Here is a 26,057-nt window from a genome sequence, read left to right as displayed (position 1 = left end):
AGCGCTGCCTGGACCTGAGGAGGGCTGACGGATGGCTATCACTGTGCTGCGGCATGTCCGCGTCAGTCCCACTTCACGGTTCAGGAGCAACTGCGTTGTCTTTTCCCGAGTACGAACTCACCGATAACTACTCAGACCTCGACCCGGCCGACGCCTTCGTCTTCAAGTTCCATGCTGTCGACGAACAGCTCGGGCCGGACCAGCGGTGGTCCACCTGGCTGGACGTCGAGCGCGGCTCTCGCGGCCCGGAACCACGCCCTTCGTGGGTTGTGACGGAACAGGCCGCGATCGATACCGAGCTCGGCGTCCTCAAAACTGGCAAGGAAGCCGACGTCTTCCTCGTCGAACGCGCCGTCGAAGCCATCGGCGACAACCCGGCGAAGTCCTCGTTGCTGGCCGCGAAGCGGTACCGCACCGAGGAGCACCGGTCCTTCCATCGCAGTACGTCGTACGTCGAAGGCCGGCGGACCCGGAACAGCCGGGACAGCCGGGCGATGGCGAAGAAGACCGCCCACGGGCGCAGCGTCGCGGCCGGCGGCTGGGCGTACGCCGAGTGGGAGGCCCTCAACCGGCTGTGGAAGGCCGGCGTCCCGGTGCCGTACCCGGTACAGGTCGACGGCACCGAACTGCTGATGGAGTTCATCGACGACGGTGCGGGCGGTGCGGCACCACGCCTCGCCCAGGTCCGTCCCGCCAAGGACGTGCTCGAGCTGTACTTCGAGCAGCTCCGCGGCGCGATGCGCGAACTGGCCCGCGCGGGACTCGCCCACGGCGACCTCTCGCCGTACAACGTGCTCGCCCAGCCCGACCGGATCGTGATGATCGACCTCCCCCAGGTCGTCGACATCGTCGGCAACCCGATGGGCATGGAGTTCCTGCTCCGCGACTGCCACAACATGGCCACCTGGTTCACCAACCGCGGCCTGGAGATCGACGAACAAGAACTCTTCGCCGACCTCCTCACGATGGTGTTCTAGGAGACAGCCTTCGCGGCGGCTCGGCCTGCGGTGCGGCCGGTGAAGAGGCAGCCGCCGACGAAGGTGCCTTCGAGGGAGCGGTAGCCGTGGATGCCGCCGCCGCCGAAGCCGGCGACCTCCCCGGCCGCGTACACGCCGGGGAGCGGAGTGCCGTCGGCTTGCAGTACCCGGGAGTCGAGGTCGGTCTGCAGGCCGCCCAACGACTTCCGGGTGAGGATGTTGAGCCGTACGGCGATCAGCGGGCCGGCCTTCGGATCGAGGATCCGGTGCGGCGGCGCGACCCGGATCAGCTTGTCGCCGCGGTAGTTGCGGGCGCCGCGGAGTGCGGTCACCTGCAGGTCCTTGGTGAACGTGTTGGTCAGCTCGCGGTCCCGCGCGACGATCTGCCGTTCGAGGTCGTCGAGGTCGATCAGCTGGTCGCCGGTCAGGTCGTTCATCCCCCGGACCAGGTCCGGAAGGTTGCCGCGGACAACAAAATCCGCGCCCTTGTCCATGAACGCCTGCACGGGTGGGGTAGCGCCGCCGCGGGCCCGGCCGAGTACGCCCTTGATGTCCTTGTTCGTCAGGTCCGGGTTCTGTTCCTGACCGGACAGCGCGAACTCCTTCTCGATGATCTTCTGAGTCAGCACGAACCAGGTGTAGTCGTACCCGGTCCGCATGATGTGCTCGAGCGTCCCCAACGTGTCGAACCCGGGGAACAGCGGCACCGGCAGTCGCTTGCCGGTGGCATCGAACCACAGCGACGACGGACCGGGCAGGATCCGGATCCCGTGCTGCGGCCAGATCGGGTCCCAGTTCTGGATGCCTTCGGTGTAGTGCCACATCCGGTCGCGGTTCACGTACCGGCCGCCGGCCTGCTCGGTGATCGCGAGCATCCGCCCGTCGACGTGCGCCGGTACGCCGCTGATCATCCGCTTCGGCGGTTCGCCCATCCGTTGCGGCCACTGCTGCCGAACGAGGTCGTGGTTCCCGCCGATCCCGCCGGAGGTGACGATGACGGCCTGCGCCTTCAGGTCGAAGTCACCGACCTCGACCCGTGAGCTGGACACACCTCGCGCGACATCGCTCGGCTCGAGCACCTTGCCCGCGACGCCGTCGACCACGCCACCGGTCACCGTCAGCTCGTCGACGCGATGACGGAACCGGAACTCGACCAGCCCCTTCGCCACGGCCTCCCGGACCCGGCGCTCGAACGGCGCGACCAACCCCGGACCGGTACCCCAGGTGATGTGGAACCGCGGCACCGAGTTCCCGTGCCCGTCCGCGTTGTACCCGCCGCGCTCGGCCCACCCGACAACCGGAAAGAACCGTACGCCCTGGGCGTGCAGCCACGGACGCTTCTCGCCGGCCGCCCAGTCGACGTACGCCTCGGCCCACTGCCGCGCCCACTTGTCCTCGTCGTCGAGCCGATCGAACCCGGCCGACCCGAGCCAGTCCTGCAACGCGAGGTCGCGGGAGTCCTTGATCCCCATCCGCCGCTGCTCGGGCGAGTCGACGAACAGCAACCCACCGAAGGACCAGAACGCCTGCCCACCGAGCGAGGCCTCGGGCTCCTGGTCGAGCAGCAGCACCTTCCGCCCCGCATCGGCCAACTCCGCGGTCGCCGCCAGCCCGGCCAGCCCCGCCCCGACGACGATCACATCAGCGTCCATGTCGACCATGTATAGCGCACTTGCAAAGATACGGCTGTGACGACTCTTTCTGCGCAAAACCTCGTGATTCCTGCAGCTTCGATCGGTCCGGAGAATCCACTTGCGCCGCTTCGTACGCAGCTGGAGGCGCATGAGGTGGAGAACCTCGACGAGGTACCGGCCGAGTTGCGGGAGAACATCCAGTACGGGCGCTTGCACAGTCCGCTGCCCTGCCTGAACCAGGACGGGTACGACCGGACGCTCGTCGAGACATCGCTGCCTGCGCTCGTGCTGGAGAACGACCACGTCCGCGCGACCGTGCTGCCGACGCTCGGCGGCCGGCTGTACTCGCTCGTCCATCACGGGACCGAGCTGCTCTACCGGAACCCGGTGTTCCAGCCGGCGAACCTTGCCCTCCGCAACGCCTGGTTCGCGGGCGGGGTCGAGTGGAACGTCGGGAGTACCGGCCACTGGACCGGGACCTGCTCCCCGATGCACGCTGCGCGGGTCGAGGGGCCGGACGGTACGCCCGTACTGCGGCTGTGGGAGCTCGAGCGGACCCGGAACCTGGTCACCCAGCTCGACTTCTGGCTGCCCGAGGACTCCGAGTACCTGTACGTCGGCGTCCGGCTGCAGAATCCGTCCGACGTGGACGTACCGGCGTACTGGTGGTCGAACATCGCCGTACCGCAGTCGGCCGACCGGCGGGTGCTGGTACCGGCGGACCAGGCGTGGCGGTACGGGTACGGGAGCCGGCTGGACCTGATCGACGTCGAACCGGAGTTGACGTATCCGATGCGGCATCCGCGGGCGGTCGACTACTTCTTCGAGCCGTTGGCGGGGGAGGGATCGTGGATCGCTTCGGTCGACGGCGCCGGTCGTGGGTTGGTGCAGGCGTCCACCGAGCGGTTGATCGGGCGGAAGTTGTTCGTGTGGGGGCAGGGGGAGGGTGGGCGGCGGTGGCAGGAGTGGCTTTCGCCCGGGCTCGTCGGTGATGGGTACGCCGAGATTCAGGCGGGGCTGGCTCGTACGCAGATGGAGCATCTCAGGCTGCCGGGTAACACGTCGTGGAGCTGGCTCGAGGCGTACGGATGTCTTTCGATGGACGCCGAGGTTGCGCATTCCCAGGACTGGACGACAGCTCGGGTCGGAGGTGCCGAGGCGCTCAGTCGGTTGTTGGGGGAGTTGGCTGGGCGGGAGCGGGAGTGGTTGGAGGTTGTGGATTCGGCGCCGGTGGAGCGGTTGGGGGTCGGGTCCGGGTGGGGTGCGTTGGAGTTGAAGCGGACCGGGTGGAGTGTGTCGGACGGGACGCCGTTCGACGAGGACACCATGTCGGCGCGGGAGCGGGCGTGGTTGCCGCTGCTGGAGGGGCAGTTGCCGGCGGTGGATGACGTACCGGACGGGACGCTGGTCGCGTGGCGGGAGCTACTGGAGGCCGCCGAGGACAACTGGCTCGTCTGGTACCACCGCGGCGTCGCACGGCACTACGACGGTGACGAGGACGGGGCCGTGGAGGCGTGGAGACAGTCCGGGGACAATCCGTGGGCTCTACGCAACCTCGGTGTAGTTACGCACGAGTTGGAGTACTACGAACGCGCCGTCCAGCTCCGGCCTGACCTGGTGCCCCTCGTCGTGGAGGCGGTCACGGCCGCGCTCGACACCGACGTACCGCGGGCCGAGCGGATGCTGGCGGGAGCCCCTGACGACCCGCGGATCCAGCTGCTGCGGGTCCGGCACGCGCTGGAGACCGGAAATCCGGCAAAAGCCCATGAATTGCTGGCGGCTGGGATCCAGCTGGCCACTGTCCGGGAGGGCGCGAACCCGCTCACCGACTACTGGCTGGCCGCCGAGGCGGCGCTTGGCACACAGCGGCCAGTACCGCCCGCCTACCAGTTCGGAATGGGCGAAAACTGACAACTACAGGTCAACTCTACCTCTAGTAACACCGCTCCACCGGACTCTACTATGGTCCTGTAGACGAAAAAGTGGCCCTGTAAAAGTTGCGTGAAGTTACACGGAACCAAGTGGAGTCCGGTGGCGTCCCACCGGTGAGCGGCACCAGCCGCTCAAGCAGTTTCGACAACGACCGCGTCGCTCGCGGGCGGCGCGTCGGGGGTGAGTGCCATGTTGACGATCGTTGTACTAGGTGGGTTCGGCCTGGTGCTGGTGGTCGCGGCTTTCATCGTGACCGAGGTCCTGGCCGGCCTGCGCCGGGACGAAATCCCCACCGGCACAGAGGAGAAGACCGCGGGACGAGTGATCCGGGTACGTGGCCCGGTCCGCGGCCAACTGCAGAGCGGTGCCCCGGCGGTCTACACCGAGGTCATCGTCGAGTACTACACCCGCCGGGGTGAGGGCCCGTACGAGGTCGCTCGCAAGTTCCCGGTCGGGAGCAGGATTACTTACACCAAGGGTGACCGGGTGATCGTCGCGTACGACGTCCGGAACCCGCGCCGGGCGCGCCTGGCGGGCCGGGTCAGCCACTGGCCGACCCTGGGCCCGTACTCAGCTACGGCAGCCTGACGGAACACCTGCTTGAGCCAAACTCGCTGGCTCAAGCAGGAAGATGCGGGGCGAGCAGGCCGTACAGCACCGGCCGGCCCTGATCCAGGACGTACTCCGCCTCGTCCGCGGACAACCGGTCCGCCAGGTGCGCGAGCGACTCGCCCATCGTGATGCTCAGCGTCACCGCCAGCCGGAAGTCCCGCGAGTCGCGGGCCCCGAACCGCGCGGCCAGCAGCTCCGCGAACTCGCCGGCGTGCTGGTCGTCGAACTCGCCCGGCTTCGCCTCCAGCTCCGGATCGCCGAGCCCGCTCAGTACGACGGCCTTGAAGCCCGGGTCCGTCCGGTGCATCTCCCGGAACGTGTCCAGCGTGACGTCGACGGCCGCTCGCCAACTGGTCACATCGGCCAGCCGCTCGCTCACCGCCTCGGTGTAGCGCGCCTGGTTCCGGCGTTCGATCGCCTGGATCAGGCTGCGCTTGTCCGGGAAGTACCGGTAGACGCTGCCGACCGCGATCTCGGCCCGCTTCGCGATCCCGCTCGTCGACGCCGCGTCGTACCCGCGCTCGACCACCTCGGAACAGGCCGCGTCCAGGATCCGCTCGACCTGCCGGCTGGCCCGGTCCTGGGTCGGCGTCCGGCGAAGCGGATAGGCACCAGAAGTCACCATTCACCCATTGTCCACGGATCGAGGACAACGGTTGCCACCTCTTTGTGACAGATTGCCGACAGTTGGTCATGTCAAGGGGAGGTTTTATATGCGCGTCAACAAAACCCTGGTCGCCGGTCTCGCATCCGCCGCGCTGGCCGCGTCCGGGGTCGCCGGTACGACGATCAGCCGGTCGGGCAGCGAGCTGCGCCTGAACCAGATTCAGGTCGTCGGTTCGCACAACTCGTACCACCGCGAGCTCAGCCCGGCCGAGCAGAAGGTGCAGCAGCAACAGAACCCGGGCTCCGTCGACCTCTGGTACTCGCACGCTCCGATCTCTCAGCAGCTGGAGGACCAGAACGTCCGGGCGCTCGAGCTGGATCTGTACCCGGACCCGCAGGGCGGGCTGTACACGTACCCGCTGATCCGGAAACTGACCGGGCAGGGACCGTTGACCGACCCGGCGATGGCGAAGCCGGGGATCAAGGTCATGCACATCCCGGACTTCGACTACAACACGAACTGCGACACGTTCGTCGTCTGTCTGCAGCAGGTGAAGACCTGGTCCGACGCGCACCCGGCGCACGTACCGATCGCGATCAACCTCGAGCTCAAGCAGTCCGACCCGAACGTGGTCGCCGCCGGTGGCGTGAAGGCCCCGCCGTGGGACGCCGCCAACCTGGACAGCGTCGACACCGAGATCCGCTCGGTGTTCAGCGAGAACGAGATCCTCACGCCGGACGACGTCCGCAAGCCAGGCCTGACGCTCGAGCAGTCTGTGCTGACCAAGGGCTGGCCGAAGCTGAGCAGCGTCCGCGGGCAGGTGATGTTCTACTTCGACAACGGCGGTCCCGGCGAGATCCGTGACACCTACACCGCGGGCAAGCCGAACCTCGAAGGCCGGGCGGTCTTCACCCGTGGGCCGGAGGGTGCTCCGGACGCGGCAGTCACCGAGGTGAACGACCCGCGCGGCGCGAACCAGGCCGAGATCCAGCGACTGGTGCAGAAGGGGTACCTGGTCCGGACCCGGTCGGACGAGCCGATGGCGACGATCCGCGACAAGGACTACACCCGGCTCGGAATTGCCCTGGCCAGCGGTGCGCAATGGGTGACCACGGACTTCCCGGTCGCGGGCATGGCCGCCCGGTACGACAGCGACTACGTCGCCAAGCTGCCCGGGCACACTCCCGTACGATGCAATCCCGTCACCGCATCCGCGAAGGCGGCCGTCTCGGAAGGGTGAACCCATGTCGGAGCACGTGGTCGATGTCAGCTGGAGCCGTGGTGAGTACGACTTCGCCTACGACAGCTACAACCGCGACCACGAGTGGCGCTTCGACGGCGGTATCACGGTCCCGGCCTCGGCGAACCCGAAGTACCTCGGGAACCCGGGGCCGGTCGACCCGGAAGAGGCGTTCGTGGCGGCGTTGTCGTCCTGCCACATGCTGACGTTCCTGTCGATCGCGGCCCGGAAGCGGCTGGTGGTGGACGCGTACGACGACCACGCGGTCGGCCTGATGGCGCCGAACGCCGACGGCCGACTGGCGATCACGCACGTGACGCTGAACCCGAAGATCGTCTGGAACGGCCCGGAGCCGGACGCGGAGACGATCGACAAGCTCCACCACCTCGCCCACCGCGAGTGCTTCATCGCAAACTCGGTAACCACCGAGATCACGGTTGCCGCCTAACCCCCTCTGCTCCTTCTTTTTCTTTTCTTTCTTTCCAACCAACAAAGTAAAACCACCCGCCGGGCCAGCCTGAGCCTCGCGCAAACGGCGTCAGGTTGGTCGGCGGGTGGTTCGGGTGCACCTCTGTGGCGGTGCACCTGTAACGGGTCCGGCGGCGCGGCGCACTGGGCGCCTCTGCGTTGGTGCGGCTTCCGTGCGGTCCAGCTCGGTGGGCAGGACCGTCCGGCGCGCCACCCGGACCCGTTCGTCCGGCTCGCGCCTTACTGCTCGGCGGCGGCGTCGTTCCGGTCGTCGGTGGTCTGGGTGAGGTCCAGCAGGTCCTCGAGATCACGAACCTGCTCGGCGGCCATCGTGGTCATCAGTCGGTGGATCGTCATGCCGGTGAGACGCGGAGAGTGACGAGGTATGACGGGAAAACGCGTTGTGACCTGAGTCACTAGTTCTCGTCAAGGCCGTCCAGCCGCAGAGGGACCAGCTTCCGGGCGTCGTCGTACGACGTGCCGGTGAGTTCGAGCAGGTCGACGATCGTGGAGCGGAGCTGGCCGAGGACGACGACCGCGGACAGCCCGGTCGGCAGCGGCATTTCCGCCGTCCGGCGGCCGAGTTCGCCGAGGACGCGGTGGGCGGCGACGTCGGCGGCGGGCTCGAACAGCGACTCACCGATCAGCCGGGTGCCGTCCGCGAGGCGTTCGAGCAGCATCGGGTACTCGTCAGGCATCGCCTCGTCGCGCCATACCGACACTGCACACCGGCGGACCAGCACGCGGATGTTCCGGATCGCGCGGTCCAGCGGTACGACGAGATCGGCGATCTGCTGCACCCGCCCGCGGTGCCGGCGGCGGAACGGGGAGAGCCGGACGACCGCAACCCCTTCCTCGGCGGCGCTGCGCAGGTCGTCGAGCCGGGACTCGCTCGCGCGGGCGCGGCGGAGCGCGTCGGTGAGCGCCTCCTCGTCGCGGGAGCGCAGCCCGTCCGCGGTCTCGTTCAGGATCTCGGCGAGTTCGCTGAGTACGCCGGTCGCTTGTTGCCGAGGGCGCCGGATCGCCGCGGCCGGGGCGATCGTGGCCGCGGCAAGGGCGACCAGCCCGCCGAGCGCGGCGTCCTGCCAGCGGCTGAAGCCGGCGTTCGGGTTGGGCAGCAGTGTCGTCACGATCGCCGCCTGGACGCCGGCCTGGGTGGTCATCAGGTTCCCGGCGCCGAGCAGTACGGCGATGCTCATCGCGAGCGCGATCACGAAGACGAGCTGCGCGATGCCGGTGCCGAACGCCTTCACGAACAGGTCGCCGACGCCGACCCCGACCGCGACGCCGACCATCACCTCCGCGACCCGGCGCAGCCGCTGCCCGAAGCTGAACCCGAGACAGACCATCGCCGCGACCGGTGCGAAGAACGGCTGCTTGTGGCCGACCACGTACCGCGCGAGCGCCCACGCGACGCCGGCCGCGAGCGCACACTGGGCGATGAAGAACGCCCGGCTGCGCCAGCGTTCGACCCGCCGCCGGATCGAGGCCCGCGACCGCTCGGCGGCCCGCGGCGCGATGTCGTCGCGCAGCTCCCGCAGCTGGTCCAACGTCAGCCTGACCGGATCCATTGGCCCATTCTCCGCCGAGCTTGATTCAACGGGCCGCGGCGCGCCAAGGTTGCCCCATGAGTGAGAACAACCGTGAGGACTACGGCAGCTACTCGGTCGACGACGAGGATCAGCTGCAGGCCGAGGACACCCTCGACGACCGTGGCGTGGAGGACCTGCTCGACGAGGGGTACTCACCGCCGGAGAAGTGGTCCGCGGGCGAAGGTTTCGGTACGACGGCCGACGAGGCGCTGCGCGGCGAGACGCTGGACCAGCGGATCGCGCAGGAGGTCCCGGACGTCGACCCGTACGCCGAGGACGGCGAGGACGTCGGCGGCCCGGAGGTCGGCCACGCCCGCTCCGGCCGGCTGGTCTCCTCGGACGAGGGCGCGCGCAGTGACGACGACAGCGAGCTGTACGCCGAGGACGTCGGCATCGACGGTGCGGCCGCCGGCGCCGAGGAGGCCGCCGTGCACGTCGTCGACGAGGACGACTTCGAACTCGAGGACGACGACGAGGAGGACCTCGAGAGCTACCGCGACGTCGACCTCGGCGACGTCGGGGATCTCGAGGACTGAGTCCTAACGCTTAGTGACCTGGACCTCCGCGCCGTGGCGGGGGACCAGGGTCACGTTCTTCGGCTGGGCGGGCTCGGGCTCGGGGTTCGGGGCCTGGAAGTTGTACGCGGTGAGGGCCGCGCGGAGGATCTCCGTTCCCTCCATCAACGAGAAGCCGGCACCGATACAGCGGCGCGCGCCGCCGCCGAACGGGATCCACGTGCCGGGCGCGGGCGGGTCGTCGGACAGGAACCGCCGCGGGCGGAAGTCCTTCGGGTTCGGGAAGTGCTCGCCGTCGCGGTGCACCAGCCCGATCGCGGCCATGATCGTCGTACCGCGCTGCAGCCGGTAGCCCGCGACATCGGTCGTCTCGGTGACCCGGCGGCCGACCTGGTACACCACCGGATGCAGCCGCAGCGCCTCCTTGACAATCGCCTCCAGTTCGTCGTCCGCGCCGGCGTCGGCGGCGCGCTGCCCGAAGGCCAGGTCCTCCGGCCGCCGGGCGAGCTCGTGGAACGCCCAGGCCAGCGCGGTCGCGGTCGTCTCGTGCCCGGCCAGCAGCAACGTGACCAGCTGGTCGCGCAGCTCCACGTCCGACCAGTTGCCGGCGGCAAGCAGCCGGGACAGTACGTCGGTCCGCCCGGCGTACGTGTCCCGCCGCTTCGCGATCTCGTCGTACAGGATCTCGTCGACCTTGCGCTGGGTGTCGAGGTACGTCCGCCACGGCCGGAACCGCAGCAGCGACGGGTAGAACGAGCCGAGCATGATCACCGGCGACACCGAGACGATCTTGTCCATCAGCGGGCGCAGGGTGTCCAGCCGCTCCTGGTCGCTGACGCCGAAGATCACCTGCAGGATGATCTCCAGGGTCAGGTTCCGCATCCGCTGGTGCATCTTGAACGGTGTCCCGACCGGCCACTTCGCGACCTCGGCGCGGGCCAGTTCGAGCACCATCGCCGCGTACCCGCGCAGCGCCGCACCGGAGAACGCCGGCATCAACTGCTTACGCATCCGGACGTGGTCCTCGTCGTCGAGCAGCAGCAACGAGTGCGAGCCCATGATCGGCTCCAGCGCGGTGTTCCCCTCGCCGGCGTGCATCACCGCGGGCGGGCTGCCGAACACCTCGCGGATGTGGTCCGGCCGGCTCAGCACCACGCACACCCGGCTCGACGGCACCAGCCGGATCGTGAACACGTCGCCGTACTTGTCGCGCATCCGCGGGAAGAACGTCCGGCGGTGACTCGCGAACAGCCACGTCTGGAGCAGCGTCGGCAGTTTCGGCCCGGGCGGCAACGTACGCGCCGTCTGCCGGTCGAGGGTACGGGAACCGAGCAACGGAGTCGGAGCCATACCGGCACGCTACGTCAGCCTGGTGAACGCCGGGCGTCGAAAGCGACAAGGGCTGCGACGACGCGCGGCAGTTGGTCGTCCCGTCCGGGGTCCAGTCCGGTCAACCGTCCGACCTGGCGAAGCCGGTAGTCGACGGTGTTCGCGTGCAGGTGCAGGTCGGCCGCAGTCTGCCGCCGGTTGCGCGCGTTGCCCAGGTAGCACCGCAGCGTCGCCAGCAGGTCGTCACGCTGGTCCAGCGGCGCCAGCATCCCCGCCAACCGCTCCCGCGCCGGTCCGGGGCGACTCAACTGGTACTCCAGCAGAAGATCGTCCAACTCGTAGACACCGCGCGGGCGCCGGTGCACCCGTACCAGGTCGAGCAGTTCCCGTACCAAGCTCACGCTCGCGGGAACCTCGGCCGGCGCCGCACAGGCGACCGCGAACGTGACGTCGACCCCCGCAACTTGCTCCAATCGTCGCCGCAGCCCGGCCAACTGGCCGGCCGGAGCGGGGAGCAGGGCGATGCCGTCGTCGGGCGACAGGGCGGCCATGCTGCCCGGGAGGCGGTCGAGCTCGACCCGGATCCTGCGGAGCTTGCGGCGGCCGACGATCTGCGCGTCGACGCCGGGCCGCTGCTCGTCCGGATGCGGGCCGATCGCGAGGCCGAGGACGACGTACTCCGGCGGCAGCCGCAGCCCTGCTCGCAGCGCCGACTCGTCCACGGGCCGGCCGTCGAGCAACGCGGCGAACACGGACTGGCGGGTGGCCTGGTCCTCCCCCGCGATCGACTGGCGCTCCGCGAAGTAGCTGGCCGACACGACCGCCGTGACGCGTTGCAGGAAGTCCAGGATCAGCCGGTTGAGCGCGATCGCGTCCGGCAGTTCGCCGGGCCGGAACCGGGCCGCGACGTGATCCGCGCAGACCCGCCCGCCCAGGTGGTACGCCGCGAGCAGCGCCTCCAGCGGCACACCCTCCTCCGCCCGCCGCGTCGCCGACTCCCGCAGCGGGTCGAGCGCCGGTCCGGTCGGTACGACGCCGGTCCGGAACGTCTCGCTGAAGGCCCGCAGCGTCCGCTCGGTGATCCGCCGGATGTCGCCTTGCAGCTCCTCGTCCGGGAGCTGCGCGTAGAGCGGGATGTCCGCGACCAGGCGGCGCAGTACGTCGTCCACCAGCGGCCCCAGGTCGGTGCGCAGGATCTCGTGCACCGGGACGCCGCCGGCCCGCAGCTCTTTGTGAGCCGTCACAACGATCACCCTTCCAAGTCTGGGCCTGGCCCCAGCGACCGGCAGGTGCTTTGGGGCCGAACATTACTACTCGAAGGTAGTGATCAGTCGAGGGCGAAGGGTGACGGCGATGGGACGAGGCGTTCTGCTGGCAGTAGGTGTGCTGCTGGCCGGGGTGATGAGCGGTCCGGCCGCGGCACAGGCGGCCGGGCCGGTGGAGTACGTCGCACTCGGCGACTCCTCGGCCGCGGGGCCGCTGATTCCGCCGCAGGTCGACGTACCCTGTCTGCGGTCCGGTTTGAACTATCCGCATGTGGCTGCCGCGGAGCTCGGCGCGGAGCTGACCGACGTCACCTGTTCCGGAGCGGCCATCCCGGACTTCAGCGGGCACCAGTTCGGGTTCGAGCCACCGCAGTACGACGCCCTGAAGCCGACGACCGACCTCGTGACGGTCGCGATCGGCGGGAACGACACCGGGCTCGTCGCGGCGGCGCTGAGCTGCATCAACCTGCTGCCACCACCGGCCGGGGCATCCTGCAAGGAGCGGTACACCGCAGGCGGTACCGATCAACTGGCCGCCCGGATCGCGGCGACGGCCGCACCGTTCGGCGCCGCTCTGGACGAGATCCACCGCCGGAGCCCGCACGCCCGTGTCCTGGTGACTGGTTACGGCACGTACATCCGCCCGAACGGCTGCTACCCGCAGATCCCCGTGTGGCCGGTCGACGCGAACTACCTGCAGGCCACAATCGACCGCCTCAACAGCATGCTCGCCACCCAGGCCGCGGCCCACGGCGCCCACTACGTAGACCTCCGCACCCCCAGCATCGGCCACGACGCCTGCGCCCCGATCAGCCAACGCTGGCTGGAGGGCCTAATCCCCACCTCCGCCGCCGCCCCACTCCACCCGAGCGCAGCGGGCATGGAGGCGTTCGGTGAGCTGGTCGCAACCGCGGCCCACTAGGGGGCCGGGACAAGCACCGGAGGCCTGACACAGGACATAACCCGTGTCAGGCCCTCGGAAGGTGTTCAAGGCCTCCGTGTCAGGCGCGCTTGAAGCGGAGCGTGAGGATCTGGAACGGGCGGAGTTCGAAGCTGACTCCGTTGTCGTTCAGGTCGCGGTCGGCCAGGGGGCGCTCGAGGAGGTCGACCTCCTCGACGGACGCGGTCGCGAACGACGGGGTGACCGTCGCGCGCGAACGGCCGCCGGAGGACTCGTACAGGCGGACGACGACGTCGCCGGACTGGTCGTCGGCCAGCTTGACCGCCTCGACGATCACGTTGTCGTTGTCAACGGCAACGATCGGCGCGACGCTGCCGCTACCGGTGACGATCCGCTCCGGCAGGTTGATCCGGTAGCCCTCCTCGATCGCCTCACCGATCCCGGCGCCGACCACCAGCGCGTGGTTGACGACGTGCACACCCTGGTCGGTCTTCGGGTCGGGGAACCGCGGCGCGCGGATCAGCGACGTACGGATCGTGGTGGTCGTACCGCCGTCCTCGCGGGCGGTCCGATTGATGTCGTGGCCGTACGTCGAGTCGTTGACCACGGCAACGCCGTACCCGGGCTCGCCGACGTGCACCCAGCGGTGCGCCGCGATCTCGAACTTCGCCGCGTCCCACGAGGTGTTCTGGTGGGTCGGTCGGAAGATGTGCCCGAACTGGGTCTCGGACGCGGACCGGTCCGCGTGCACGTCGACCGGGTACGCCGCCTTGAGGAACTTCTCCGACTCGTGCCAGTCCATCTCGGTCTCGATGTCGACCCGCTTGGTGCCCGGGCGGACCCGCAGCGTCTGGGTCACGGTGGACCGGTTGAAGGACCGCTTCACGACGACCGTCGCGACGCCGTCGGCCACCGAGAAGTCCACGCTGTCGACCTCGGTCACGTCCCGGACGTTGTTCTTGTAGAACGAGTCGACGTCCCACGCGTCCCAGTGGTTCGGGGTGTCCACGTGCAGCTGCAGAAGGTTGCCTACGGCACCCGGTGCGATGACCTCGCGGCCGGCCTCCACGTCGTACAGCGAGGTGATCAGGCCGCGCTCGTCGACGGTGACCCGGATCCGGCCGTTGTCGATCACGCCGTTCTCGACCGTCACGTCCTGGCCGTCGACAGTCGCGACACCGGCACCGAGGCCGGCGACGCCGTTGCGCGCGTGCGGCGCCGCATTGAACACGATCGGCGAGGAGCCGGAGCCGGCCAGCGCCTGCTGGGCCTTCGCGATGATCGCGTTCAGTTCCTCGGCCACGGCTGCGTACGTCGCCTCGGCCTCGCGGTGCACCCACGAGATCGACGAACCCGGCAGGATGTCGTGGAACTGGTGCAGCAGCGCGACCTTCCACAGCCGGTCGAGGTCCTCGTACGGGTATGCGTCGAGCTTGCCCGCGACAACCGCCGCGGCGCTCCACAGCTCGGCCTCGCGGAGCAGGTGCTCGGTACGCCGGTTGCCCTGCTTGGTCTTGGCCTGCGAGGTGTACGTCGCCCGGTGGATCTCCAGGTAGAGCTCGCCGGACCAGACCGGCGCGTGCTCGCGGTACTCCTCCTCGGCCGCGGCGAAGAACTCGGTCGGCGACTCGATCGTCACCTTCGGTGAGGCCTCCAGGTTCGCCACCCGGCGCGCGGTCGCGACGAACTCACGGGTCGGTCCGCCACCGCCGTCGCCGTACCCGAACGGGACCAGCGAGCGCGTCGCCGCACCGTTCTCGGCGAAGTTCCGCTGCGCGTGCGCGAGCTCGCGGCCGGACAGGTCGGAGTTGTAGGTGTCGATCGGCGGGAAGTGCGTGAACACCCGGGTGCCGTCGAGGCCCTCCCACCAGAAGGTGTGGTGCGGGAACTTGTTCTCCTTGTTCCAGGAGATCTTCTGGGTCAGGAACCACTTCGAGCCGGACAGCTTCACCAGTTGCGGCAGCGCCGCGGTGTAGCCGAACGAGTCCGGCAGCCAGACCTCCTGGGTGTCGATCCCGTACTCGTCCAGGAAGAACCGCTTGCCGTGCACGAACTGCCGGGCGAGCGCCTCGCTGCCGGGCAGGTTGGTGTCGGACTCGACCCACATCCCGCCGACCGGGACGATGTGGCCCTCGGCCACGGCCTTCTTCAGCCGCTCCCAGACCTCCGGGTAGTTCTCCTTCACCCAGGCGTGCTGCTGCGCCTGCGAGAACGCGAAGACGAGCTCCGGGTACTCCTCGGCGAGCGTGGCAACGTTGGACACGGTCCGGGCCACCTTGCGGCGGGTCTCCCGGAGCGGCCAGAGCCAGGCGGAGTCGATGTGCGCGTGGCCGACCGCGGACAGCTGGTGGGCGCTCGCGTGCGCCGGACGGCTCAGTACCTCGGCCAGCTCGGCGCGGGCAGCCGTGGCGGTGCCGGCGACGTCCTCGTAGTCCAGGGCGTCCAGTGAGCGGCTCAGCGCGCGCAGGATCTCCTTGCGCCGCGGCTCCTGGATCGACAGCTCCCTCTGCAGGCTGTCCAGCGCCTCGAGGTCGAGGATCAGGTCCCAGACCTCGGCGTTGAAGATCGCCAGGTCCGCACGGGTCAGGTGGTAGATCGGGTGATCGCCGAGCCCGGCGCCGATGTCGGTCTTCGCGTACGCGTTGTCGAGCGGGATCTCCGGGTTCGCGGCTGCTTCGACGTAGAACTCGATGTGGTCACCGGCGGAGGCCGCGGTACCGTCAGGGCCGAGGATCGACAGTGGTGCGTACGTCTGCCGCGGGTGCAGGCCCTTCAGCGGCCTGCCGGAGGTGGTGTGCACCAGGCCTTCGGCGGAGAAGCCGGGGCCGCCGCTGAAGCCGAGGTCGATCACGGCCTCGATCTCGCTGCCGGCCCACTCCGCGGGCACCTGGCCGCTGAACTTGAACCAGGCGGTACCCCAGGACGGACCCCACGGCTGACCGATCTCGGCCTTGTCGTAGGTCTGTGCCAGCGCCTCGGCGGGGGACACGGGCTCACCCGGTGCGTGCCACACCTGGATGTCCAGCGGGACGGCCGCGCCGTAGATGGCGGGGCGGAGCCGCTCCCGCAGGGCGCGACTGAGCCGCTCCTCGATGAGTTGACGGTCGTCGTGCACGAAATCAGCCTCCGGGGAAGGGTCCTCACGCGGCCGCCGCGGCCGCACGGATGACAACGCTGTCACACCGACCCCGGGTGCGTCCAGACGCAGTTTGTCTCTCGCTGTGTGGAATCTCGGAGCGTAGCGGTTGGGTTGCGGCCGCCGGCACCGCTACCCGCACGGCCTCATTGTTGTCTAGGTTGTTCTGCATGGATCGCCCCCGCCTGCTGACCCCCGCCCGGCCGACTGGGTTGACCCGCCGCAGCGTGCTCGGACTCGGTGCCGCCGCAGCGTCGGGCCTGCTGCTGCCCGGCTGCTCCCGCGGCCGCGCGGACGAGCCCGCGCCGTCGGAGCCGGGCGTGTTCGCCACCGGCAACAAGGGCGGCGTCTACTACTCGTTCGGTACGGCGCTCAGCGCCCTGACCAGCGAGGTCACAGGCGTGGAACTGACGCCGCTCGTGACGGACGGGTCGGTGGAGAACCTCAACCTCGTCGCCACCCGCAAGGCGCACCTCGGGTTCTGTACGTCGGACTCGGCGCTCGCGGCGTACGAGGGCACCGGCGCGTTCAGCGAGGGGCGGCGCCGGTTCTACGCACTGGCCCGGGTGTACGACAACTACGTACACGTCGTCGTACCGATGTCGTCGAAGGCGACCAGCCTGGACGACCTGTTCCCGAGCAAGGCGAACCCGGATCGCAAGATGGTCGTCGGGGTCGGCCCGAAGGGCTCCGGCACCGAGATCGTCGCCGACATGATCCTGGACAACGCCCGGCGCGACCTGATCGCGAAGAACCCGACGCTGAACCCGGCCAAGGTCGACGTGGTCCGGCGGAACATGACGCTGGAGCAGATGGTCGCGGCCATCCAGCCGCAGGGCAAGGCCACCCACGGCGCGCTGGACGCCTTCATCTGGAGCGGCGGCGTACCGACCGACCCGATCGCGAACCTGCAGAAGGGCATCGGGTTCCGGCTGCTGGACATCGGCGCCGTCGCCGAGGAGATCGCGCTGCAGAAGTTCGGCGGGTTCCTGGTGTCGGCGATCCCGCCGTCGCAGTACGGGCTGGCCAGTTCGGTGCCGACGCTGGCGGTACCGAACTACCTGATCGCGAAGCCAGACCTGTCGGACTCGTGGGCCTGGTGGACGGTCAACACCCTGTTCCGCCGGCAGAACGACCTGATCAAGGGCACCCCGTCACCCGGCGCCAGCCCCGGCACCGGCGGTCATCCCGAGGCGGGCGCCCTGGACCCCCGCTCCGCGATCGCCACCATGCCGGTCCCGCTGCACCCCGCGGCCGAGCGCTGGTACCGGCAGAACCACATCTGACCCGTCAGACGTCGTAGTCCTCGATCAGGGGGACGCGGACCTCGATCACGAGGCCGCCGCCGATCGGTGGCCGGGCGACCACCCGGCCGCCGACCCGGGCCGCCTCGGAGCGGACGATCGCCAGGCCCAGACCGGTACCGGGCATCTCCCGGTGGTGGGCGCTGCGCCAGAACCGTTCGCCGACCTTCTTCAGGTCGCGCGAGCCGAGGCCGAGACCGTGGTCGCGGACCGACATCACGACCTCGGTGCCGTCCCGGGTGACCGAGACCTCCACCGGCGGTGCGCCGTACTTCGAGGCGTTGTCGAGCAGTACGTCGAGGATGTCGTCGACCTCGAGCTCGGGCGCGACCCCGCCCGGGACCATCTCGCCGACGATCAGCTCCATGTCGTCGGCGGCGTACACAGCCTTCCAGCCGACCAGCCGCTCCTTCACCGCCTGGGCCAGGTCCAGCGGCTCTTCGTTGCCCTCGGCATCGGCCGCCGACGGCCGGTCGGAGCCGGCCAGCCGGGACAGCCGCTGGACGATCCGGCCGAGCCGGTCGATGTCGCTGAGCGCGAACCGGGCGGTCGGCGACAGCCGGGACAGGCCCTCGATGTGGATCCGGGCCGACGTCAGCGGCGTACGGAGCTGGTGCGACGCGTCCGCGACGAACTCGCGCTCCCGTTGCCGGGCCTGGTGCAGGCTCAACGCCATCGAGTTGAAGCTGTCACCCAGCCGTCTCAGTTCCGGTGCCCGACCGTCGGTCGACACGCGCGTGTCGAGGGCGCCGCGGGTGATCTGGTGGGTCGCGTTGTCGAGGTCCTGCAGCGGCCGCAGCACCCAGCGGGTGATCGGCCGGACGATACCGACGATGATCGCGCCGATGCTGATCAGCAGCCCACCGAGGAGCAGCAGCAGCCCGCTCTGCACCTGGTCGCGGGCCTTCTCGGTCGGAACCCGCAGTACGGCGGCACCGAGCACGCTGCCGTTGTTGACGACCGGACGGGACACGATCATCTCGCCGGAGCGCCACGGCCACAGCGCCGGCGGCTCCGGTGGCAGGCGGCCAGCCAGCGTGCTGTGCAGCGCGGCCGCGATGTCCTCCTCCTTGACGTCCACGCCGGACACCGACGTGGCGATCACGCGGGAGTCGACGTCGACGACGAAAACCGGCGTGTTGTAGAGCTCCTGGTACCGCACCGCGAGCTCACGCAGGTTCGCGATGTCGCCGGTCTGCAGCGGAGACTCCGCCATCGCGGCGAACCAGTCCGCGTCGTTGCTCCGGGACAGGAACAGCGTGCGCGAGGTACTCGTGGCGATGAAGTTCGCCAGCGGGATCACCGCGACGATCGCCAAGGCGACGACCATCGGGACGAGGGACTGCAGTAGTCGACGGCGCAACGGTCAGTCCGAACCCAGGCGGTAACCCACGCCGCGGATGGTCTGTACCAACTCCGGCCGGCCGAGCTTGGCGCGCAGGCTGGCCACGTGTACGTCCATGGTGCGCGAGGACGCCTCGAACACCGACTGCCAGGCGTACAGCGCGACCTGTTCCCGGGGGACCACCCGGCCGTGGTGCGCGGCCAGTACTGCGAGCACGTCGAACTCCTTGCGGGTCAGGCTGATGGGCTTGTCCGCCACCTGCACCGTCCGGGCCTCGATGTCGACGGTCAGGTCGCCGACAGTCACCCGGGGGCGGGGCTGCAAGAGACCGGTACGACGAAGTACAGCATCGATGCGGGCCAGTAGCTCGGAAATCGCAAACGGTTTCACCACGTAGTCGTCGGCGCCGCTGCGCAGCCCGCGGACCCGGTCGGCCGCCTCACCCCGGGCGGTCACCGCAATCACCGGCACGTCGGAGACCGTACGGATCTGCCGGCACACGTTGATGCCGTCCCCGTCCGGCAGCCCGAGGTCCAGCAGGACCAGGTCGCCAGGATCCGCCGCCAGGGCGTCCGCGGCCGTCCGCACGTGCGTCACCATCAGGCCGTAGCGCCGCAAGGCGGGTATCAGGGCATTGGCGATATCGAGATCGTCCTCGACCAGCAGAATCCGGACCGCGCCACTCATGCGGTGATCGTAGGCCAGGTCACGGCCCGATGTGTCAGATCTTGGTAAAGACGTAATCACGCGACTCCGCGCAGTGTTCGGCAACACTAACCTTCCGGACACAGGAGGGAATCGCTTCATGACTGTCGGTGTTGATGCCGAGGGCCGAGCCACGTCCTCCGCGGAGGAACTGGCCGAGTACGAGCAGGAACGCCCCGCTCGGCGGCTCCGCGCTGCCCTGAATCCGGTGGTTTCGGTCTGGTGCGCAATGATCAGCGTCGGCGTCCTTGCACAGGTCTTCTTCCGTTTACCACAAGGCACGCGGTTCTACTTGGTGATCTTTCTCGCAGCGATTCTGCCGATCACTCTGCTGTGTTACCGAGGTTTTCCGTGCAGTCGCGACCCAGACCTCGCGCCCGTAACCATCACGGCCGGAATCTGTTTGCTACTTGTTGCCGTCGTCGGCGAAGAAGGCGATCGACGGCTTGCGGTGACTACTTGCTGGGTACCGGGTGGTGTTGCAACCGTCCCAGCCCACGGACCGTCCTCCCTCGCACACCAGGCGCAGCGGGGGAGGACGCAGGCCGGCTCCCACAACCAGGCGCAGTGAGAGCCGGCCGAACCCGGCCCGGTTCCGGCGGAGGCATCCGCCGGGGCCGGGCCACTCCTCTTACTTGGCCCTTGTTGCCGCGGTCCTACTGTGGCTCCTGCTCGCTCGGCATCGGTGTGCCGTACAGGTAGTGCGAGAGCGCCGAGTCGCGCTTCGGGTGGGCGTGGTACTTGGTCGGGACCACGCGTCCCTCGGCGCTGTCCCACGCGGTGTCGGCCATCCGCCACATCCGGTGCGCCAGCCGGCCGGCCATCCCGGTGTGCGGTGACGCCGGGTGCGCCCTGGTCGGGGCGATCTCCTCGGCCTCCAGTAGGTCCTCGGTCAGCGCGTTCACGTCCGGGTCGTCGAGCTGCTCGGCGATCTGCCGGGTGTACGTCGCCTCCATCGCCTCGTGCTCGTCGAGCAGCCGGTCGATGTGCCGCCACAGGTCGCCGTGCTGGAGATGCAGGAACCGGCTGTCACCGTACTGCCGTCCCTTCAGGTAGCGCAGTGAGCGCTCCAGTTCCTTCGCGTTGCCGACGTACCTGGTGACCAGTCCGGCGCCGTCGGGGAGCCGGCGCACGTGCGGGAGGAGCACGTCCTCGGCCGCGGCCAGATGCTGCGCCGCGATCGCGTAGAACCAGTCCGTCTGATGCCGGTGCTCAGGATGCGCCGCATCCGGATGATGAGCCGGTTCGGCCAGCTCCCGGATCCGCGCATGTTCGTAGGTCAGGGCCATTTCGAGCGTCGAAGCGGTCACAAAAACCACCTCCAGAGGGTTACCTCCCAGCGTGTGCCCATCCTCCCCCAACCGCAACCACCCCTAACCGCTCCGTAACCCCCCACCCGCTGCGTGACACGTCCCGCTGCGTGACCGGTCCGGCTGCGTGACCGGTCCGGCTGCTGCTTGGCCAGTCTGCACGTGCGAACGCCCGCCGCTTGTCCCGCGGCGGGCGTTCGGTTGGCTCGGAAGCAGGTCAGGCGTCTGAGCTTTTCTTCCAGAGGTTGATGCCGGCCTCGACGGCGTCGGCGTCGATGGCCTCGAGTTCCTCGGGGGAGAACTTGAGGTTGCGGACGGTCGCGAGGTTGTCCTCGAGCTGGGCGACGCTCGACGCACCGATGAGCGCGCTGGTGACGCGGTCGTCGCGCAGCGTCCAGGCGAGCGCGAGTTGCGCCACGGACTGACCGCGCTGCTCGGCGATCTCGGCCAGCGCGCGAACGTGCTTGAGGGTGTCCTCGGTCAGCGAGTCCGGGTTCAGCGACTTCCCCTGCGCGGCCCGCGAATCGGTCGGGATCCCGTCCAGGTACCGGTTGGTGAGCACGCCCTGCGCCAGCGGCGAGAACGCGATCACCCCGACCCCGAGCTCACCGACGGCGTCCAGCAGGTCCTCCTCGATCCACCGGTTCAGCATCGAGTACGACGGCTGGTGGATGAGCAGCGGCGTACCGAGCTCCCCCAGGATCCGCGCCGCCTCGCGCGTCCGCTCCGCGGAGTACGACGAGATACCGGCGTACAGCGCCTTGCCCGAGCGCACGGCCGCGTCCAGCGCGCCCATCGTCTCCTCGAGCGGCGTGTCCGGGTCGAACCGGTGCGAGTAGAAGATGTCGACGTAGTCCAGGCCCATCCGGCTCAGCGACTGGTCCAGCGAGGCGAGCAGGTACTTCCGCGAGCCACCACCCTGACCGTACGGCCCCGGCCACATGTCGTACCCGGCCTTGGTCGACAGGATCAGCTCGTCGCGGTACTTCTTGAAGTCCCGCGCGTAGTGCGTCCCGAAGTTCGTCTCGGCCGACCCGTACGGCGGGCCGTAGTTGTTCGCCAGGTCGAAGTGCGTGACGCCGAGGTCGAACGCCCGCCGCAGGATGTCCCGCTGCGTCGCGAACGGCTTGTCGTCACCGAAGTTGTGCCACAACCCCAGCGAGATCGCCGGCAACTGCAGCCCACTCCGTCCCGTCCGCCGGTAACTCATCTGGTCGTCATACCGGCCCTCAGCCGCCACGTAGTCAGTCACGGAACCCCAGTCTGCCCCATGTAACAACAAGTGCAAACCCCCTTGTTTTCAAGCAGAAACCCCACAAATAACACCGAGAACCCCGGCTTCTTGATAGGGCGACGCGAACCGCGGACTCAGTCGTCGAGCTCCAGTGCGGTCAGTCGATTCCTGGTCGCCAGATAGATGAACGGCCCCGGCTGGTCGGCCAGGTCCTCGAGCCGGCGCCAACGTGTCATCACAACTTCGAGCTGCCCCCACTTGGTCCGGGCATCGGCACCTGCCAGCGCGATCAGTTTCGCGCCGCTCTCCCGGACGGCTCGCCGTTCGGCGGAGTTCTCCCGGATGTTGCCGTCCCGCGAGATGATCAGCCACCCCTGCGCCGCGATGACCGGTAGCCAGGCAGCGTCCGGCGTACCCGGATCGGCTATTGGCGACGGCGGACGTCGCCTCTTGTGCAGGACCGCCCCAGGATCGCCGGGACATGTCATGTCGTTGCGTAGTGAGCACAGGACTTTGGCCAGGCCGAGGATGTCGGCATCGAGGTAGTAGCGAACCACGGATTCACGCACGGGTGGTCCCTAGGCCCGATCAGGCCGCGGCGCGCCGCTGCTCCTCGTATGAGAGCGCCCACCGCACTTCGGCGACGGAGAGGCTGAAATCGTCCGCGATTTCCTCGGCGGACGCGCCTTCTTCCGCCTCGTCGAAGAGCCCGGCAGTGCTGATACCCGCGACTGCCGGCCGTCCGAACCGTACGCCGGGCCGGACCTCCACCGGAGACTCCGACGTGTGAGGTTTCCAGCCCGCTGCGACGTCGCCGTCCCACACCACGCGCTCCATGAACGTCTCACCCGCATACGTGAGCATCAGTTGCGTTCCGACGCGGCTGACCACCTGGAACTCGGGAGCGAGGCTGACCGCCTCCTGCGCCTGCAGGACCAGCGTGCGGCCACTGACCCAGGACTTGCTGTGTGCCAACGGGTACGGAATGCCCAGCTCCGCGCGGAGAACCGAGATGAATGCGCGCAGCTGCGACATCGGGATCTGCCGGCGCCGCCGGTACGTGCTGAGCCAGCCGGCCTCGATGAACTCGGCCCAGGTCAACGACCGTCGGCCGACCGGTTCGGGCCGGATGATCGGCTCGTACCGCACTCCTCGGCGTTCGCCGCCCTCCAGCCAGTAGTGGAGTGTCGACGACGATAGCCCGAGCAGCCGTGCCGCTTCGGGCACGGAGTACAGCTCGCGGTCGAGCATCGTCGGAACGTTCGTCACGACCTCAAGCTTGCCAGAAGTTTCCAGGCTCATGCGGTCTCCTTCGAGTCGGCAGGTGGTGGATTGCGGACCTGCCTCAGACCAGGTCGGACCACGGGGGTGGTGGGGTGGTGGTGAAGAAGTGGAGGAGGTTGAGGAGGCGGCTGGTGGTGGGGGCGGTCCAGTGGCGTTGGTTGGGCCAGGGGGTGGCGGGGAGTTTGGACAGGGCCCAGGAGAGGTGGAACCAGAGGGTGGCGGCGGCCAGTTCGTGTTCGGTGGTTGGGGAATGGGTGTGGTTGAGGTAGTCGGGGATGAGGTCTGCCACCTGGGTCAGCGGGAGTTTGGCGAAGTCCGTCGCGGGTGGGGCCCAGGCGGCGTCGCCCCAGTCGATCAGCGCGCGGAGGTCGTTGGTCGGGCCGACGAGTAGGTTGTGGGCGGCAACGTCTCCGTGGATCAGCACCTTCGGCCCGTCGACCTCGATCTGTTCGGCCAGCCGGGTGAACCAGCCGCTCAACCAGGTCGCAGTCCCCGGATCGATGTACCCCCGATCCACCAACTCCTCGACCGTCCCCCAAGGGTCCCCCCATCCGTCCTCCGGCAAGCCGCCCAACCCATCCACGCCTACCGAGCAAACCGCCTGCGTTGCGTTGGCGGGCTGTGCAGGTGGTTGGTGTAGGTGGTGGAGGGTTGCTAGTTGTTGGGCGAGGGTCTTGGGGAGGGTGGTGGGTTCGGTGCCGTGGATTCTTCGGGTGATGAGGTAGGGGGTGTCCAGGACGGTCCGGGTGGGGTCGTAGGTGATGATCTCGGGGGTGAGGACGCCGGCTGCGCGGGCGGTGGGTACGACCAGGAATTCCTTGTGCAGGTCGGATTCGTAGCCGGGGCGGCTGATGCGGAGGAACAGGGCGTCGCCGAGGGTGAAGGCTCGGTTGGCTACGCCGCCGGGGACCTCCCGGAGTTCGCTGGGGTCGACGCCGTGTTGCCTGGCTACGGCGGCCAGTTGGGCGTCTGGGTACGGCGGCATCCACCGAGTTTGATGTACTGCGGGCGTGCGTGTCGATGTGGATCCGGAGACAGCCGGGCGGCGCGAGTTCTATGCACTGCTGAACTCGGTGGTCGTGCCGCGGCCGATCGCGTGGGTGTCGAGCCGGTCGGCCGGCGGCGTGCTGAACCTGGCGCCGCATTCGTTCTTCACGGTGGCGTCCGTGCAGCCCCCGATGGTGCAGTTCACCTCGGTGGGGCGCAAGGACAGCCTGAACAACGTCGAGGCGACGGGTGAGTTCGTGGTGAACTTCGCCGCCGAGCCGCTCTACGAACAGGTGAACGCGTCCGGGACGAACTTCCCGCCTGAGGTCTCCGAGTTCGAGGCGATCGGCGTCACGGCCGAGCCGTCCCGGACGGTCGCCGTGCCGCGGGTAGCCGAGTCGCCGGTGGCGATCGAGTGCACCCTGCACACCACGCTCCCGGTCGGCGACTGCACGCTGGTGATCGGGCAGGTCCGCCACCTCGCGATCGATGCCGCCGTGCTGGACGGCGACCACCCTGAGGTCCGTCGGCTCCGCCCGCTCGGCCGGCTGGGCAAGGACGAGTGGAGCACCCTCGGCGAGGTTCGCGAGATCTCCCGCATCCGTTACGCCGACTGGCCCGGACACTTCACGCCTCCGGCTCGTTGAGGGTCCTGGCCCGCTCCCGGACCGCGAGGAGCTGGGCGACGGACTCGAGTTGGGGGGACAGGCGCAGGGGGTCGTGGCCGGTGGAGGCGATGGTGGCGGGGTGCCAGGTGAAGTCCGGTGGCACGAGGAAGACGTCGGGTGACAGTGGGCCGGGGTCGCGGGTGTAGCAGCGGGCTGCGAGGCGCATCATCAGCCCGAGTGCGGGGATCATGCGCAGGTCCTCGATGACGTGCAGGATCAGGGTGTCGCGAGCCGGCAGGGCGGCGAGGACGCCGTACGGCGTGTGCTCCAGGTGCAGGGTCTCGCGGAGCACGGTGTCGAGGACCAGGGCACGCGAGGCGGCGTACCCATTGCCGCCGACGAAGGTGATCCGTACGTCGCCTTCGTCGATGGTCACGGCGTGGTCCTCGAGGCGGCGGAGGTTCGCGAGGCCGAAGCGGTCGGCGTCGGACCAGGTGAGGTCCAGGTCGGTGGGATCCACGAACAGCGAGATGATCCCGTCGTCGTTCGTGGACGGGACCGAGAGCAGGCCCGGCAGGAAGTCCGCGAGATCGATCGCCCAGTCGGGCGGCAGCGCCGCGCGCGGGACGAGCCGCTGGATCAGCTCGCGCTCGGGGTCGGCCGGTGGCCGCGGCGGGCCGGCCCGGAGCTGCGCCATGACCTGCTTGAGGTGCTCCTCGACGCATGCAGGCCATTGATCCTCCTCGACCCGGGCCACGCTCCGGGCGAGATTGCTCAGCCCGACCACAGGCTCGTCCGAGGATCCGTCGACGGGCACGAGTGCGGCACCGCCTTGGTAGGTGACTGCGAGACCAAGATCGGCGGCAGTGCGGAGCGCCAGGTGCACGAGCCGATCCACCTGCTGCCGGGACAGCGGCGGCAGCACTTGGTCGGGCAGGAAGTAGTCGTTGCCGTGGGCATGTTCTGTGGTGTCGACAGGCATCGCGGGCCTCCGGATCGGTGCAGCGGCTGGGGAAGTCGGCAGAGAAGGTACGAGGATCGGGCCTCGCCGAACCCGTCGATCCGGACCTGT

At 69.0% G+C, this 26,057-nt stretch carries 23 protein-coding genes; 9 read left to right on the top strand and 14 right to left on the bottom strand.

Annotated features, from left to right (window positions below):
- Positions 1-95: 95 nt before the first annotated feature.
- Positions 96-977 carry a serine protein kinase RIO gene (locus ACFYRU_RS38890; RefSeq protein ID WP_387668803.1) on the top strand — a complete coding sequence of 294 codons (882 nt, stop codon included), beginning with the start codon at positions 96-98 and terminating at the stop codon, positions 975-977.
- Here the strand turns inward: ACFYRU_RS38890 and ACFYRU_RS38885 are convergent.
- Positions 974-2,629, bottom strand: a complete 1,656-nt coding sequence (locus tag ACFYRU_RS38885) for an FAD-binding dehydrogenase (RefSeq protein ID WP_387668801.1) — start codon at positions 2,627-2,629, stop codon at positions 974-976. The genes ACFYRU_RS38890 and ACFYRU_RS38885 overlap by 4 nt on opposite strands.
- 36 nt (positions 2,630-2,665) lie before the next feature.
- Between ACFYRU_RS38885 and ACFYRU_RS38880 the strand changes: the two genes are divergently transcribed.
- The gene (locus tag ACFYRU_RS38880; RefSeq protein WP_387668799.1) at positions 2,666-4,522 is read left to right on the top strand and encodes a DUF5107 domain-containing protein; all 1,857 of its coding nucleotides are present in this window, start codon (positions 2,666-2,668) and stop codon (positions 4,520-4,522) included.
- A gap of 210 nt (positions 4,523-4,732) precedes the next feature.
- The gene (locus ACFYRU_RS38875) at positions 4,733-5,131 is read left to right on the top strand and encodes a DUF3592 domain-containing protein (protein WP_387668796.1); all 399 of its coding nucleotides are present in this window, start codon (positions 4,733-4,735) and stop codon (positions 5,129-5,131) included.
- Between the two features lie 31 nt (positions 5,132-5,162).
- Here ACFYRU_RS38875 and ACFYRU_RS38870 read toward each other — a convergent pair whose 3' ends face one another.
- Positions 5,163-5,780 (bottom strand): TetR/AcrR family transcriptional regulator, encoded by a 618-nt coding sequence (locus tag ACFYRU_RS38870; protein ID WP_387668795.1) that lies wholly within the window; start codon positions 5,778-5,780, stop codon positions 5,163-5,165.
- Between the two features lie 88 nt (positions 5,781-5,868).
- Between ACFYRU_RS38870 and ACFYRU_RS38865 the strand changes: the two genes are divergently transcribed.
- Positions 5,869-7,002 carry a phosphatidylinositol-specific phospholipase C1-like protein gene (locus tag ACFYRU_RS38865; RefSeq protein WP_387668792.1) on the top strand — a complete coding sequence of 378 codons (1,134 nt, stop codon included), beginning with the start codon at positions 5,869-5,871 and terminating at the stop codon, positions 7,000-7,002.
- 4 nt (positions 7,003-7,006) lie between these two features.
- A complete protein-coding gene (locus ACFYRU_RS38860) occupies positions 7,007-7,450 on the top strand; it encodes an OsmC family protein (RefSeq protein ID WP_387668790.1) in 444 nt (147 codons plus the stop codon).
- 436 nt (positions 7,451-7,886) lie between these two features.
- Here the strand turns inward: ACFYRU_RS38860 and ACFYRU_RS38855 are convergent, their stop codons facing one another.
- A complete protein-coding gene (locus ACFYRU_RS38855) occupies positions 7,887-9,041 on the bottom strand; it encodes an aromatic acid exporter family protein (RefSeq protein ID WP_387668788.1) in 1,155 nt (384 codons plus the stop codon).
- Positions 9,042-9,097: 56 nt separating this feature from the next.
- Between ACFYRU_RS38855 and ACFYRU_RS38850 the strand changes: the two genes are divergently transcribed.
- A complete protein-coding gene (locus ACFYRU_RS38850) occupies positions 9,098-9,598 on the top strand; it encodes a DUF5709 domain-containing protein (RefSeq protein ID WP_387668786.1) in 501 nt (166 codons plus the stop codon).
- Positions 9,599-9,601: 3 nt separating this feature from the next.
- On the opposite strand, the gene ACFYRU_RS38845 is transcribed toward ACFYRU_RS38850, so the two are convergent.
- Positions 9,602-10,927 (bottom strand): cytochrome P450, encoded by a 1,326-nt coding sequence (locus tag ACFYRU_RS38845; protein ID WP_387668784.1) that lies wholly within the window; start codon positions 10,925-10,927, stop codon positions 9,602-9,604.
- A gap of 14 nt (positions 10,928-10,941) precedes the next feature.
- The gene (locus tag ACFYRU_RS38840; protein ID WP_387668781.1) at positions 10,942-12,150 is read right to left on the bottom strand and encodes a PucR family transcriptional regulator; all 1,209 of its coding nucleotides are present in this window, start codon (positions 12,148-12,150) and stop codon (positions 10,942-10,944) included.
- 109 nt (positions 12,151-12,259) lie between these two features.
- On the opposite strand from ACFYRU_RS38840, the gene ACFYRU_RS38835 reads away from it, so the two are divergent.
- On the top strand, positions 12,260-13,093 hold the full coding sequence (locus tag ACFYRU_RS38835; RefSeq protein WP_387668778.1) for an SGNH/GDSL hydrolase family protein: 834 nt from the start codon (positions 12,260-12,262) through the stop codon (positions 13,091-13,093).
- A 79-nt stretch (positions 13,094-13,172) separates the two neighbouring features.
- Here the strand turns inward: ACFYRU_RS38835 and ACFYRU_RS38830 are convergent, their stop codons facing one another.
- Positions 13,173-16,187 carry an alpha-mannosidase gene (locus ACFYRU_RS38830; protein WP_387668775.1) on the bottom strand — a complete coding sequence of 1,005 codons (3,015 nt, stop codon included), beginning with the start codon at positions 16,185-16,187 and terminating at the stop codon, positions 13,173-13,175.
- A 191-nt stretch (positions 16,188-16,378) separates the two neighbouring features.
- On the opposite strand from ACFYRU_RS38830, the gene ACFYRU_RS38825 reads away from it, so the two are divergent.
- Positions 16,379-17,494: a TAXI family TRAP transporter solute-binding subunit gene (locus ACFYRU_RS38825; RefSeq protein WP_387668772.1), complete on the top strand. Its 1,116-nt coding sequence runs from the start codon at positions 16,379-16,381 to the stop codon at positions 17,492-17,494.
- Positions 17,495-17,498: 4 nt separating this feature from the next.
- Here the strand turns inward: ACFYRU_RS38825 and ACFYRU_RS38820 are convergent, their stop codons facing one another.
- The 7 genes from ACFYRU_RS38820 to ACFYRU_RS38790 all read right to left on the bottom strand — a co-directional run bounded on the left by ACFYRU_RS38820 (position 17,499) and on the right by ACFYRU_RS38790 (position 24,375).
- On the bottom strand, positions 17,499-18,842 hold the full coding sequence (locus ACFYRU_RS38820) for a sensor histidine kinase (RefSeq protein WP_387668769.1): 1,344 nt from the start codon (positions 18,840-18,842) through the stop codon (positions 17,499-17,501).
- A 36-nt stretch (positions 18,843-18,878) separates the two neighbouring features.
- The gene (locus ACFYRU_RS38815) at positions 18,879-19,544 is read right to left on the bottom strand and encodes a response regulator transcription factor (RefSeq protein ID WP_012918592.1); all 666 of its coding nucleotides are present in this window, start codon (positions 19,542-19,544) and stop codon (positions 18,879-18,881) included.
- Positions 19,545-20,218: 674 nt separating this feature from the next.
- A complete protein-coding gene (locus ACFYRU_RS38810) occupies positions 20,219-20,872 on the bottom strand; it encodes a hypothetical protein (RefSeq protein WP_387668767.1) in 654 nt (217 codons plus the stop codon).
- A 217-nt stretch (positions 20,873-21,089) separates the two neighbouring features.
- Positions 21,090-22,124: an L-glyceraldehyde 3-phosphate reductase gene (mgrA, locus tag ACFYRU_RS38805; RefSeq protein WP_387668765.1), complete on the bottom strand. Its 1,035-nt coding sequence runs from the start codon at positions 22,122-22,124 to the stop codon at positions 21,090-21,092.
- Positions 22,125-22,240: 116 nt separating this feature from the next.
- Positions 22,241-22,675, bottom strand: a complete 435-nt coding sequence (locus tag ACFYRU_RS38800; protein WP_387668762.1) for a hypothetical protein — start codon at positions 22,673-22,675, stop codon at positions 22,241-22,243.
- A 19-nt stretch (positions 22,676-22,694) separates the two neighbouring features.
- Positions 22,695-23,408, bottom strand: coding sequence for a DUF433 domain-containing protein (locus ACFYRU_RS38795; protein ID WP_387668759.1), 714 nt, complete (start codon positions 23,406-23,408; stop codon positions 22,695-22,697).
- 43 nt (positions 23,409-23,451) lie between these two features.
- The gene (locus ACFYRU_RS38790; RefSeq protein ID WP_387668758.1) at positions 23,452-24,375 is read right to left on the bottom strand and encodes a phosphotransferase family protein; all 924 of its coding nucleotides are present in this window, start codon (positions 24,373-24,375) and stop codon (positions 23,452-23,454) included.
- Positions 24,376-24,400: 25 nt separating this feature from the next.
- Here ACFYRU_RS38790 and ACFYRU_RS38785 point away from each other — a divergent pair, with 25 nt between their 5' ends.
- Positions 24,401-25,024: a flavin reductase family protein gene (locus ACFYRU_RS38785; RefSeq protein WP_387668756.1), complete on the top strand. Its 624-nt coding sequence runs from the start codon at positions 24,401-24,403 to the stop codon at positions 25,022-25,024.
- Here the strand turns inward: ACFYRU_RS38785 and ACFYRU_RS38780 are convergent.
- Entirely contained in the window at positions 25,005-25,967 is a 963-nt protein-coding gene (locus tag ACFYRU_RS38780) for a hypothetical protein (RefSeq protein WP_387668753.1), read from the bottom strand. The two genes, ACFYRU_RS38785 and ACFYRU_RS38780, sit on opposite strands and share 20 nt — an antisense overlap.
- Positions 25,968-26,057 lie beyond the last annotated feature (90 nt).

Source organism: Kribbella sp. NPDC004536 (assembly GCF_042873835.1).
Taxonomy (GTDB): Bacteria; Actinomycetota; Actinomycetes; order Propionibacteriales; family Kribbellaceae; genus Kribbella.
Note: the sequence above shows the minus strand (reverse complement) of the source record. Positions and strands in the feature narration are given on the sequence as shown.

Excerpts from the sequence above, each read along its gene's own strand:
- ACFYRU_RS38885 (WP_387668801.1), bottom strand. The coding sequence starts at position 2,629 with ATGGACGCTGATGTGATCGTCGTCGGGGCGGGGCTGGCCGGGCTGGCG.
- ACFYRU_RS38875 (WP_387668796.1), top strand. The coding sequence starts at position 4,733 with ATGTTGACGATCGTTGTACTAGGTGGGTTCGGCCTGGTGCTGGTGGTC.
- ACFYRU_RS38870 (WP_387668795.1), bottom strand. The coding sequence starts at position 5,780 with ATGGTGACTTCTGGTGCCTATCCGCTTCGCCGGACGCCGACCCAGGAC.
- ACFYRU_RS38865 (WP_387668792.1), top strand. The coding sequence starts at position 5,869 with ATGCGCGTCAACAAAACCCTGGTCGCCGGTCTCGCATCCGCCGCGCTG.
- ACFYRU_RS38860 (WP_387668790.1), top strand. The coding sequence starts at position 7,007 with ATGTCGGAGCACGTGGTCGATGTCAGCTGGAGCCGTGGTGAGTACGAC.
- ACFYRU_RS38855 (WP_387668788.1), bottom strand. The coding sequence starts at position 9,041 with ATGGATCCGGTCAGGCTGACGTTGGACCAGCTGCGGGAGCTGCGCGAC.
- ACFYRU_RS38850 (WP_387668786.1), top strand. The coding sequence starts at position 9,098 with ATGAGTGAGAACAACCGTGAGGACTACGGCAGCTACTCGGTCGACGAC.
- ACFYRU_RS38845 (WP_387668784.1), bottom strand. The coding sequence starts at position 10,927 with ATGGCTCCGACTCCGTTGCTCGGTTCCCGTACCCTCGACCGGCAGACG.
- ACFYRU_RS38835 (WP_387668778.1), top strand. The coding sequence starts at position 12,260 with ATGGGACGAGGCGTTCTGCTGGCAGTAGGTGTGCTGCTGGCCGGGGTG.
- ACFYRU_RS38825 (WP_387668772.1), top strand. The coding sequence starts at position 16,379 with ATGGATCGCCCCCGCCTGCTGACCCCCGCCCGGCCGACTGGGTTGACC.
- ACFYRU_RS38820 (WP_387668769.1), bottom strand. The coding sequence starts at position 18,842 with ATGGTCGTCGCCTTGGCGATCGTCGCGGTGATCCCGCTGGCGAACTTC.
- ACFYRU_RS38815 (WP_012918592.1), bottom strand. The coding sequence starts at position 19,544 with ATGAGTGGCGCGGTCCGGATTCTGCTGGTCGAGGACGATCTCGATATC.
- ACFYRU_RS38795 (WP_387668759.1), bottom strand. The coding sequence starts at position 23,408 with ATGAGCCTGGAAACTTCTGGCAAGCTTGAGGTCGTGACGAACGTTCCG.
- ACFYRU_RS38790 (WP_387668758.1), bottom strand. The coding sequence starts at position 24,375 with ATGCCGCCGTACCCAGACGCCCAACTGGCCGCCGTAGCCAGGCAACAC.
- ACFYRU_RS38780 (WP_387668753.1), bottom strand. The coding sequence starts at position 25,967 with ATGCCTGTCGACACCACAGAACATGCCCACGGCAACGACTACTTCCTG.